This is a genomic window from Sphingomonas segetis (assembly GCF_009720245.1).
In the GTDB taxonomy this organism is placed as follows: domain Bacteria; phylum Pseudomonadota; class Alphaproteobacteria; order Sphingomonadales; family Sphingomonadaceae; genus Sphingomicrobium; species Sphingomicrobium segetis.
The window spans coordinates 1-9,729 of sequence record NZ_WJSQ01000103.1; the positions used below are offsets into that span (position 1 = coordinate 1).

Here is a 9,729-nt window from a genome sequence, read left to right on the forward strand (position 1 = left end):
GCGTGGCTAGCGGGCTGCGGGTACCAGCGGCGCGCCGCCTAGGGCCGGCGGCACGAGAGTCGTCACCGCGCTCGGCGGCCCCGGGCGCTCCTTTCCCCACGTCATCGCGCTGACCTGCGCCGCCGGAAGCCCGAGCAGGATCAGATAATTGCGCGCTTCCGCCGAGCGCTCTGCACCCAGCGCAAGCGCATGGTTGCGGGTGTCGGTCGGATCGCCATGGCCTTCGATCCGCACGCCAACTTCCGGGTGCTGCCGGAGCCACATCGCCTGATTGACGAGCAATGTCCGCGCGGCGGGCGTCAGCTGCGCGCTGCCCGGAGCGAAATAGACGGTGGTGCCGCCCGCCTGTGCGGCAAATGCCGCCCGGAGCAGCTCGATCGGGTTCTGCACCGGTGCGGGCGGCGGCGCATCGCGGCGCCTGAGACCGGGCAGCTGCGCCGACGCCGGGACGGCGATCAGCAAGGCGAGGAGGAGAAGTTTGCGCATCGGCCTCAATCCATCGTGCCCGACCAATTCGGGTCGGATCCGTCCTGGGGAATCGTCATCTTTCGGGGCGCGCTGCCGTCGAGGCTGACGCGGTAGATCGCCGGCCGTCCGTTGGCTTCCGTGCGCTGGAACACGATCTCGCGGCTGCTGGCCGCCCAGCTCGGTCCCTCGTCGGCCGGGCCGCGGGTCAGGATCCGCTCATCCGTGCCGTCCGGATTGATGATGCCGATCCGGCGCGTGTCGCCGAAGCGCCAGGTGAAGGCGATGAATTTTCCGTCAGGACTCCACTCGGGCGCGCCATAGGCCGCGGTGGTGAAGGTGATCCGCCGCTCGTTCGAGCCGTCGGCGTTCATCACGTACAGCTGCTGGGTGCCCGACCGGTCGCTTTCGAACACGATCTGGCTTCCGTCCGGCGAGTAGCTGGCGTCGGTGTCGATCCCCGGGGACGTGGTGAGCCGCTGCGGCCTGCCGCCGTTCTCGCCGACGACGTAGATGTCGCTGTTGGCCCCGAGCATCATCGAGAAAACGATCCTCGATCCGTCGGGCGAGTAGCGCGGGGCGAAGGACATGGCCGGGCCCTGGAGCAGCGGCTGCTGGTGTCCGTTGTCGAGGTTGACGATCTGCACCTGCGGAAGGCCGCTCTGGAAACTGACGTAAGTGAGCCGGTGGGCCTTGGGCGACAGGCGCGGGGTCAGGACCGTCGTGCCGCCGGGCGTCACATAGCTGTGGTTGTAACCATCGCTGTCCATGACCGCGATGCGCTTGACGCGCGAATTCGCCGGGCCGGTTTCGGCGACATAGGCGATGCGCGTGTCGAACATGCCGGGCGAGCCGGTGATCTCCTTGTAGGCGAGGCCCGAGCATTTGTGGGCGGCACGCCTGAGATCGTCCTTGGCGACGACGAAGCCGGTGCGGCCGAGCTCGCGGCCCTTCTCCACGTCGTAAATGTAGCAGCCGATGGCGAGGCGCCCGTCGGAACGCTGCTGGACGAAGCCGGTAATCAGGCCCTTGGCGCCTTTGTCGCGCCATTTGGAGAAGGTCGGGGCGGTGACTTCCGGGTAGGAATAATAATCCTTCCGGTTGGGCTCGAGCGGCATCACCTCGGCGGTCTGCCGAAGGTCGGCTTCGATCAGCTGCGTCGCCTGCCACGCATAAGCGAGCGATCGATTGCCCTCGGCTCCCTTGTCGGGCGAGGTCATCGGCGGAAGCGCGATTACGGTCGCCGCAGGCTGGCCGGGCTGCACCGCCGCGGCTGCGGCCGTGGACGCGCCTGCGGTGAGCAGCGCCAAAACTCCTGATGCGATTGTTTTCATTGCCCCTTCAAGCCGATTTGACGGAATATTTCGACCCACTCTCTTGGCTGGCGCCGCGGTCGGCCCTCACGGTCCAGGAACGCGGCAGTGACGGTTGCGTCGGACAACAGTTCGTCCGCCCGCATGACTCGCTGCTGAATATCCACCGACGATGCGCGGACCTGTTCGACCGTGCTGACGACCCGAAGGTCGTCGGCGAGGCGGGCCGGGCGACGGTAGCGGATGTCCACATGGGTCACGAAATATGCGCTTCCGTCACCGCGCAGCATTTCCGCCTGGTCGATTCCGACGGCGCGGATCATGTCCGAACGCGCCCGCTCCATGAACTTCAGGTAATTGGCGTAATAGACCACGCCAGCGGTGTCGGTGTCCTCGAAATAGACGGTCAGCGCGAAATGATGCTCCGGCCCGACGAAGCCGCCGCGGTAGGGTTGATCGAAGTCGGGGGATGTCATCGGCAGCGCTGTAGCGAGCGCCGACTCCCGCCGTAAAGGCTCAGCGATCGATCTTGCTCCCGAGGTCACCGACTTGTCGGACTAGATCGCCCTGCGCTTCGGCGATGTCGGAAAGATGCATTCCCCAGCCCGGCAGGAACATGCCGAGCACCGACACTTCGCCGCCTACGCGGTCGGTCCATTCTTCCCCCGGCGCGTGGTTGGTGCGGATCGAGAGATAGCCGCGCGGGCCCTCGTTGACGCACTTGGCCGAGACCAGGCCTTCGGTTCGGACGTAGGGCGTCGAGGGCTGGCCTTCGCTCGACCAGCGGATCGGCCCGCCCGGTACCGGCAGCGACGAGCGTGCATACCAGTAGCTGTCGAGCCTGACCCAATCACTGGAGCCGGGAAGCGCCGGATTGACGCAGGCCGCCGTCATCCCCGGCGCGCTCGAGTAGCCGAACATCGCGCCCTTGGGTGGCGGGTTCTTGTCGCGGAAGCTGGTCCAACTGATGACGCAGCCCGTCTGACCGGGCCGGCTGCACAGCGGCGTCTTCCTGAACGTCCCGCCGACCAGCTTTCCTTCGGGCACCAGCACGTTGAAGCCGGGGATGATGGCGAGCTTCATGCGCGCTGCGACGGCGGGGTTGGTCTCGATCTCGTTCGCGATCAGTTGCTGGAGCATCAGGCTGCCCTGGCTGTGGCCGATCAGAACGAAGGGTCGGCCACCGTTCCCGGTCCTGAGATAGTCATGCCATGCGGCGGCCACGTCGCGATACGCGATCTTCGACGCTTCGGTGATGTCGCCGCCCGCGGAATAAGCCGCGATCGCGCCGAGCGTCATCTGGCGATAGATGGGCGCGAATGTTCGGCACACGCCCGCGAACCGCGCGAACTGGGTCTCCGCCGCGGCCTTCTCCTCGCCGGCGTTGAGGTCGCTATTGAGGCCCTGGTCCCGTGATACCGTCGGATAGACGTAAAAACAGTCGACCGGCGGGTCCGCTGCAACCGTGCTGCGTCCCGTCGAGCCATAGCCGTTGGGGTTGAGTGCCGTGGTCGCAAGCGGCGTCGAGCACACGTCCTTGCGGCCCGGAAGGCAAAGCCAGCTCGAAGGCTTCGAATAGTCCGGCGCGGGTGGAGTAGGGGCTGCAAGTCCGAGAAGTGACGCGACGACGCCTGCGATCATTTGGCTTGAGCTCCGCTATCGAACAATCCGCTTTGGCTGCCCTGCGGCGCCGGCAGCCCAAGATGGGCGTAGCCGCGGCCGTTGAGGCAGCGCCCTCGTGCGGTGCGGGCGATGAGGCCGAGCTGAATGAGGAACGGCTCGATCACGTCCTCGATCGTGTCCCGCGGCTCGGAGAGGCCGGCGGCGAGCGTCTCCACGCCGACGGGGCCGCCGCCGTAAAGGTCGGCGATCATCGTCAAATAGCGCCGGTCCATCGCGTCGAGGCCGAGGCTGTCGATTTCAAGTCTCGAGAGAGCCTTGTCGGCAACCTCTGCGTCGACCGTGTCGGAACCGGCCGCGTGGGCGAAGTCGCGCACCCGGCGAAGCAGCCGCCCGGCGATGCGCGGAGTCCCGCGCGAGCGGCGGGCGATCTCGCGCGCGCCGTCCCCGGTGAGGTCGACGCTCAGAAGCCGGGCCGCGCGGCGGACGACCAGCTCCAGCTCCTCGACCGTGTAGAAGTTGAGCCGAACCGGGATTCCGAAGCGGTCGCGCAGCGGCGTGGTCAACAGCCCCTGCCGCGTCGTCGCCCCGATCAGGGTGAATCGGGGAAGGTCGATCCGCACGGAGCGCGCGGACGGACCCTCGCCGATCATCAGGTCGAGAGCGCGGTCCTCCATCGCCGGATAGAGCACCTCCTCGACCGCGGGATTGAGCCGGTGGATCTCGTCGATGAACAGGACGTCGCCGTCCTCGAGGTTGGTCAGCAAGGCCGCGAGGTCGCCCGACTTGGCGATCACGGGCCCCGAGGTGGCGCGAAAGCCAACTCCCATCTCGCGCGCGAGGATTCCGGCGAGCGTCGTCTTGCCGAGCCCCGGTGGGCCGTGGAGCAGGACATGGTCGAGCGCCTCGCCGCGGCTCTTGGCGGCATGGACGAATACCCGCAGATTCTCCCGCGCCGCCTGCTGGCCGATGAACTCGTCGAGGCTCTTGGGGCGAAGCGCCGCGTCGGCGTCTTCGGAAGTCCGCTCCGGAGTCGTGATTCGCGCCGGGTCAGTTGCCACGGCGGCCGCGAATGTTCGCGAATGTTCGCAGTGATACGCGCGCCTGCGGCCAGACGACCGAAGCGGCGGAGCTGCGCATACCGGCCGATGGCATTGCCTTCCCGCTCAACTTGCTTTCCGTTGCCACCGAGCGATGATGCACATTCGGCGCGCTGTAGGACAGCGGATTTTGCGGCGCGAGGGGGACAGCGTCATGGATGTCGATCGAAGGACGGTGATGACGGGGGCAGCGGCGGTGCTCGCCGCCGCACCGCTCGTGGCGAAAAGGCCGGCCACGGCATCATGGTACGACCGCGCGATCGTCATCGATGCACTCGGCGGGATCGGCGATCCTTATTCGCCCGACGAGCAGCTGCGGCTCGGCGACCGTGCCTGGTCGGAGATGATAGCGACCGGCGTGACGATGCTGCGCGACACGGTATTTCCGGTCGGTAACAGCGCCGAGCCATGGGGCGATTATCAGAAGGACGTCGCGCTCAAGCGGAACATCCTCAACGCCAACCCCGATCGGCTGGTGCTCGTCCGCACCGCCGCCGACATCCTCAAGGCCAAGCGCGAGAAGAAGTTCGCCTGGCTGTGGGGAACGCAGGACAGCTCGATGGTCGGGCCGGAACTCGACCGGCTGGGACAGATGAAGAAGGACGGGGTGATGACCGTCCAGCTGACCTATAACAACCGCAACCTCGCGGGCGACGGCGCGCTCGAGCCGGCCAATGCCGGGCTGTCGAGGCTCGGCCGCGCCACGATCGAGCGGATCGAGGCGGAGAAACTTCTGCTCGACCTCAGCCACGGCGGCGCCCGGACGGTGGCCGAGGCCGCGGCCTTCGCCAAGCGGCCGCCGGTCATCAGCCACACGGGAGCGCGGGCGCTCGCCGACCATCCGCGCAATACGGCGGATGAAACGATCAGGGCGGTCGGCGACAAGGGCGGCGTCGTGGGCGTCTATTTCATGCCGTTCCTGACCCTCAACAGCCGTCCGAAGGGAGCGGACCTGGTCCGCCACATCGAGTATGTCGCGAAGGTCGCGGGAGAGGACCATGTCGGGATCGGCACTGACAATGGCGTGCTCCCCCAGGCGACCGATGCCGAGGCGACGCGCAAGCTCAACGAATGGGCGGCGCAGCGGATCAAGATGGGAATCGCCGCTCCCGGCGAGGGGCTGAACGTCTGGCCGATGGTCGCCGACTACAACAGCGTCGACCGCTATCGCCGGCTGGCCGCCGACCTCCGAAAGCGCGGCTGGAGCGAGGCGCGGCTGGAGAAGCTGTTCGGCGGGAATTTCCTGCGCGTGTACCGCGAGGCGTGGGGCGGGTAGAATTCCGTAATCGTCATCCCCGCGCAAACGGGGACCCAGATCCGCGTTTCGTCCGGGTTCCCGCTTTCGCGGGAATGACGAGTCAGATTGTGTGGTCGACGTCTGAGCCGGTGATCTCTACCCAATCGTGCTTGCGCTCCTCCCAGACGGAGAAGGCCGGTTTCAGGAAATAAGGATCGTCGAACGCGCCGAGCGGGATCGCCACGAGATCGTTGAACTTGTCGTCGAACTTGCCGTCGATCTTGTAATAGACGTCGGACCCGCATTCCGGACAGAAGTGGAAAGTGGCCCGGTTGCCGCTGTCGGCAACGATCACGAAGGTCTTCGACCGCCCTTCGATATTCACCTCAGCCGACGGCCAGCGCGCCTGCACGGCGAACGCGCTGCCCGAGCGCTTCTTGCAGTTGAGGCAATGGCAGACAGAAACGCGCACTGGATCGCCCGTGACGGTGGCGCGAAGCTGGCCGCAGCGGCAGGAGGCTGAGTGAGTGGCTATTTCGCCGCCTTCCGCAGCGCCAGCCGAACGAGCGCGTCGAGCCCGGCGTCGGGGCCAAGCTCGTCCTGGGCCGCGTTGACCGCGGCGCTGGCTTCGGCGGGTCTGAAGCCGAGGTTGGCGAGGGCGGAGAGGGCGTCAGCGGCGGCTCCGGCGCGGGGCACCGGGGTCGCGCCGGCGCCTCCGGTCACGCCGAGCTTGCCCTGCAGCTCGTTGGCGATTCGGGCGGCGAGCTTGGGTCCGACGCCGTTGGCGCGGCCGATCATCGCCTTGTCGCCCTGGCCGACCGCACGGGCGAGCTCGTCGGGCGACAGGATCGAGAGGATCGCGAGCGCGAGGCGTCCGCCGACGCCCTGGACCGAAGTCAGCGACCGGAATGCGTCGCGTTCGGCGGCCGAGCCGAAGCCGAACAATGTCCAGGCGTCCTCGCGCACCTGCAATTCAGTCAGGATCAGCACCTCGCCGCCGACCGGGCCGAGCGCCGCCATCGTCTTGCCGCTGAGGTGGACGAGATAGCCGACCCCTCCGACGTCGATGACTGCGCTGTCGGCGGTCGTCTCAACGAGGTTACCGGAAAGGCGGGCGATCATCTGTCGAGCCTAACCGTTCGCTGCGAGCGAAGTCGAGGGGCGCAGTTTTTTCACACGAAGGCATGAAGGCTAGAAAAGAAAGGCACGAAGGACGGCAGCGAATCTTCGTGCCTTCGTGTGGAAACGATCAACGGAGCCGCTTCGCGGTCGCGAGATGGTGTGCATGGGTAATCGCGACGGCGAGCGCGTCGGCCGCGTCGGGGCCGGCGATGTTCGCTCCGGGGAGCAGGCGCGAGACCATCGCGTGGACCTGCGCCTTCTCGGCATTGCCGACTCCGACCACCGCCTTCTTGACCAGCCGCGCCGCATATTCGCCGACCTCGAGCCCGCCGCGCGCAGCGACCATGATCACGACCCCGCGCGCCTGGCCGAGCTTGAGCGTCGATTGGGGGTTCTTGTTGACGAACACTTCCTCGACTGCCGCCGCGTCCGGCTGTCGGTCGGTGAGGAGCGCCTCGAGCTCGTCCGCCAGCTGTGAAAGCCGCCGCGGAAGTTCCTTCGAGCTGTCGGTCTTGATCTGCCCGTTGGCGACGTGCCGCAGGCGGTTCCCTTCAGCTTCGATCAGTCCCCAGCCGGTGGTGCCGAGGCCGGGATCGAGGCCGAGAATTCTCAGGCGAGCTTCTCCAGCTCCTCGTCGGGGATTTTCTCATTGCCCCAGACGGTCTGGACGTCGTCATCCTCCTCGAGCGCGTCCATCAACTTGAGGAGCTGCTGTGCATCGTCGCCGTGGACCTCGACCTCCGTCTGCGGCTTCCACGCGAGCTTCGCGCCTTCGCCTTCGCCGAGCATCGGCTCAAGCGCCCGCGCGACCTCGTGAAGGTTCTCGATGCTGGTCCAGATTCGATGGCCGTCCTCGTCGCTCTCGACGTCGTCCGCGCCCGCCTCGATCGCGGCTTCGAGGAGCTTGTCGGCATCGCCGGCGCCCGCCGGATATTCGATCAGCCCCATGCGCTCGAAACCGTGGCTGACGCTGCCGCTCGCGCCGAGATTGCCGCCGTTCTTGGAGAAGGCCGTGCGGACGTTGGTCGCGGTGCGGTTGCGGTTGTCGGTGAGGGCCTCGACGATCAGCGCGACCCCGCCCGGGCCGAACCCCTCGTAGCGGATTTCCTCGTAATTTTCGGCATCGCTGCCCGACGCCTTGTCGATCGCGCGCTGGATATTGTCCTTGGGCATTGACTGCGCCCTCGCGGCAATGACCGCCGCGCGCAGCCGGGCGTTGGCGTCCGGGTCGGGAAGACCGGCCTTGGCGGCGACGGTGATTTCGCGGCTGAGCTTGGAGAAGAGGGCCGAACGCTTTTTGTCCTGCGCCCCCTTGCGGTACATGATGTTCTTGAATTTGGAATGGCCTGCCATGGCAGTTCCTTACGCGAGACCGAGCGCCTGGCGATAGGTCTCCAGGATCGCGTCCTGCTCCTGGCGCGTGTGCGTTTCCATTTTCCTCAGGCGCACGATCATGCGCATGATCTTGGGGTCGTAACCGTTGGCCTTGGCCTCGGCATAGACGTCGCGGATGTCGTCCGCGATCCCCTTCTTTTCCTCTTCCAGGCGCTCCACGCGCTCGATGAACAGACGCAGCTGGTCGGCCGCGACGGTGCCCTCCGCCATTCTTGATGAACTCCGATTTCGACGTTGAGGCATCGGCTCTAACGGGTTGAACCGCCATATCAAGCGGCTATGGCCGTCGCCGTGACGGAAACGCTCCCGCCCCGCTCCCGCAAGGTCAAGATCCTGGCTACGCTCGGCCCCGCGTCGAGCGACCCGAAGATGATCCGCAAGCTCATGCTCGCGGGCGCCGACGCTTTCCGCATCAACATGAGTCACGGCGACCACGAGACGAAGACGAAGCTGGTGGATGCGATCCGAGCGCTCGAGAAGGAATTCCACCGCCCGAGCACGATCCTGTTCGACCTCCAGGGACCCAAGCTTCGCGTCGGTCATTTCGAAGGCGGGCGCACGATGCTCGTCAAGGGCAAGCGCTTCATCTTCGACCATGACGAGAAGGCGGGCGACAGCAGCCGTGTGCAGCTGCCGCACGCGGAGCTGTTCGAATCGGTCAAGCCGGGCGCCAGGATCCTGATCGACGACGGCAAGGTCCGCCTCAACGTGCTCGAGGCCGGCGAAGGGCAGATCGTCAGTGAGGTCCGGGTCGGCGGCGTGGTCTCCGACAACAAGGGCGTCAACGTGCCCGACGTGGTGGTCCCGATCCCCGCGCTCACGGAGAAGGATCGCGAAGACCTCCAGTTCGCGCTCGACCAGCGGGCCGACTGGATCGCTTTGTCGTTCGTCCAGCGCCCCGAGGACGTGGCCGAAGCGCGCTCGCTGATCGGCGAGCGTGCAGCGCTGCTGGCAAAGATCGAGAAGCCGGCTGCGATCGACCGCCTCAATGACATCATCGCGCTCGCCGACGCGGTGATGGTCGCACGCGGCGACCTTGGCGTCGAGCTTCCGCCGGAAGCGGTGCCGCCGCTCCAGAACAAGATCGTCGCTTGCGCACGCCAGTTCGGCAAGCCGGTGGTGGTCGCGACGCAGATGCTCGAATCGATGGTCACCTCGCCGACGCCGACGCGGGCAGAGGTCAGCGACGTCGCGACCGCGATCTACGACGGCGCCGACGCGGTGATGCTCTCGGCGGAAAGCGCCACCGGGCAATATCCGTACGAGTCGGTTCAGATGATGGATCGCATCGCCAACAGCGTCGAGCGCGATCCGTCGTACCAGGCGCGCATCCATTTCACCCAGACGCGGCTCGAGCCGACCACCGCTGACGCGCTGGCGGGGTCGGCGCGTCAGATCGCGCAGACGGTCTCGGCCACCGCGATGGTCTGCTACACGAGCTCGGGCGCGACGGCGCGCCGGATCGCGCGCGAGCGGC

12 protein-coding genes are annotated in these 9,729 nt (G+C 66.8%); 2 read left to right on the forward strand and 10 right to left on the reverse strand.

All coding sequences use genetic code 11. The features are described 5' to 3' along the window. Positions 1 to 6: 6 nt before the first annotated feature. From GH737_RS10235 to ruvB, 5 genes are read right to left on the reverse strand one after another with little or no spacing between them, the layout of a single operon-like run. Positions 7 to 486 (reverse strand): OmpA family protein, encoded by a 480-nt coding sequence (locus tag GH737_RS10235; protein WP_155264726.1) that lies wholly within the window; start codon positions 484 to 486, stop codon positions 7 to 9. 5 nt (positions 487 to 491) lie between these two features. Further along, positions 492 to 1,799: a Tol-Pal system beta propeller repeat protein TolB gene (gene tolB / locus GH737_RS10240; RefSeq protein WP_155264727.1), complete on the reverse strand. Its 1,308-nt coding sequence runs from the start codon at positions 1,797 to 1,799 to the stop codon at positions 492 to 494. Next, a complete protein-coding gene (locus GH737_RS10245; protein ID WP_155264728.1) occupies positions 1,796 to 2,254 on the reverse strand; it encodes a YbgC/FadM family acyl-CoA thioesterase in 459 nt (152 codons plus the stop codon). The genes tolB and GH737_RS10245 overlap by 4 nt, the downstream gene beginning before the upstream one ends. 40 nt (positions 2,255 to 2,294) lie before the next feature. Continuing rightward, positions 2,295 to 3,419: a DUF3089 domain-containing protein gene (locus GH737_RS10250; protein ID WP_155264729.1), complete on the reverse strand. Its 1,125-nt coding sequence runs from the start codon at positions 3,417 to 3,419 to the stop codon at positions 2,295 to 2,297. Beyond that, the gene (gene ruvB / locus GH737_RS10255; RefSeq protein WP_155264730.1) at positions 3,416 to 4,459 is read right to left on the reverse strand and encodes a Holliday junction branch migration DNA helicase RuvB; all 1,044 of its coding nucleotides are present in this window, start codon (positions 4,457 to 4,459) and stop codon (positions 3,416 to 3,418) included. Before ruvB ends, GH737_RS10250 begins: the two co-directional genes overlap by 4 nt. A gap of 193 nt (positions 4,460 to 4,652) precedes the next feature. On the opposite strand from ruvB, the gene GH737_RS10260 reads away from it, so the two are divergent. Next, positions 4,653 to 5,774 carry a dipeptidase gene (locus tag GH737_RS10260; RefSeq protein WP_196233098.1) on the forward strand — a complete coding sequence of 374 codons (1,122 nt, stop codon included), beginning with the start codon at positions 4,653 to 4,655 and terminating at the stop codon, positions 5,772 to 5,774. A gap of 82 nt (positions 5,775 to 5,856) precedes the next feature. Here GH737_RS10260 and GH737_RS10265 read toward each other — a convergent pair whose 3' ends face one another. The 5 genes from GH737_RS10265 to GH737_RS10285 all read right to left on the reverse strand — a co-directional run bounded on the left by GH737_RS10265 (position 5,857) and on the right by GH737_RS10285 (position 8,462). Next, the gene (locus GH737_RS10265) at positions 5,857 to 6,270 is read right to left on the reverse strand and encodes a GFA family protein (RefSeq protein ID WP_155264732.1); all 414 of its coding nucleotides are present in this window, start codon (positions 6,268 to 6,270) and stop codon (positions 5,857 to 5,859) included. Next, positions 6,267 to 6,857 carry a Holliday junction branch migration protein RuvA gene (ruvA, locus tag GH737_RS10270; protein WP_155264733.1) on the reverse strand — a complete coding sequence of 197 codons (591 nt, stop codon included), beginning with the start codon at positions 6,855 to 6,857 and terminating at the stop codon, positions 6,267 to 6,269. Before ruvA ends, GH737_RS10265 begins: the two co-directional genes overlap by 4 nt. 127 nt (positions 6,858 to 6,984) lie before the next feature. Beyond that, complete coding sequence (ruvC, locus tag GH737_RS10275; RefSeq protein ID WP_155264734.1) at positions 6,985 to 7,470, reverse strand: crossover junction endodeoxyribonuclease RuvC; 486 nt, start codon at positions 7,468 to 7,470, stop codon at positions 6,985 to 6,987. Next, positions 7,467 to 8,210 carry a YebC/PmpR family DNA-binding transcriptional regulator gene (locus GH737_RS10280; RefSeq protein ID WP_155264735.1) on the reverse strand — a complete coding sequence of 248 codons (744 nt, stop codon included), beginning with the start codon at positions 8,208 to 8,210 and terminating at the stop codon, positions 7,467 to 7,469. Before GH737_RS10280 ends, ruvC begins: the two co-directional genes overlap by 4 nt. Positions 8,211 to 8,219: 9 nt before the next feature. Beyond that, positions 8,220 to 8,462 (reverse strand): DUF2312 domain-containing protein, encoded by a 243-nt coding sequence (locus GH737_RS10285; protein WP_155264736.1) that lies wholly within the window; start codon positions 8,460 to 8,462, stop codon positions 8,220 to 8,222. A 69-nt stretch (positions 8,463 to 8,531) separates the two neighbouring features. Between GH737_RS10285 and pyk the strand changes: the two genes are divergently transcribed. After that, positions 8,532 to 9,729 (forward strand): pyruvate kinase (gene pyk / locus GH737_RS10290; protein ID WP_420853445.1); only part of this gene is annotated, 1,198 nt, incomplete at its 3' end.

What these genes read in the sequence shown, in the direction of transcription:
- GH737_RS10235 (WP_155264726.1), bottom strand. Translation starts at nt 486, where the DNA reads ATGCGCAAACTTCTCCTCCTCGCCTTGCTGATCGCCGTCCCGGCGTCG.
- tolB (WP_155264727.1), bottom strand. Translation starts at nt 1,799, where the DNA reads ATGAAAACAATCGCATCAGGAGTTTTGGCGCTGCTCACCGCAGGCGCG.
- GH737_RS10245 (WP_155264728.1), bottom strand. Translation starts at nt 2,254, where the DNA reads ATGACATCCCCCGACTTCGATCAACCCTACCGCGGCGGCTTCGTCGGG.
- GH737_RS10250 (WP_155264729.1), bottom strand. Translation starts at nt 3,419, where the DNA reads ATGATCGCAGGCGTCGTCGCGTCACTTCTCGGACTTGCAGCCCCTACT.
- GH737_RS10260 (WP_196233098.1), top strand. Translation starts at nt 4,653, where the DNA reads ATGGATGTCGATCGAAGGACGGTGATGACGGGGGCAGCGGCGGTGCTC.
- ruvA (WP_155264733.1), bottom strand. Translation starts at nt 6,857, where the DNA reads ATGATCGCCCGCCTTTCCGGTAACCTCGTTGAGACGACCGCCGACAGC.
- GH737_RS10280 (WP_155264735.1), bottom strand. Translation starts at nt 8,210, where the DNA reads ATGGCAGGCCATTCCAAATTCAAGAACATCATGTACCGCAAGGGGGCG.
- GH737_RS10285 (WP_155264736.1), bottom strand. Translation starts at nt 8,462, where the DNA reads ATGGCGGAGGGCACCGTCGCGGCCGACCAGCTGCGTCTGTTCATCGAG.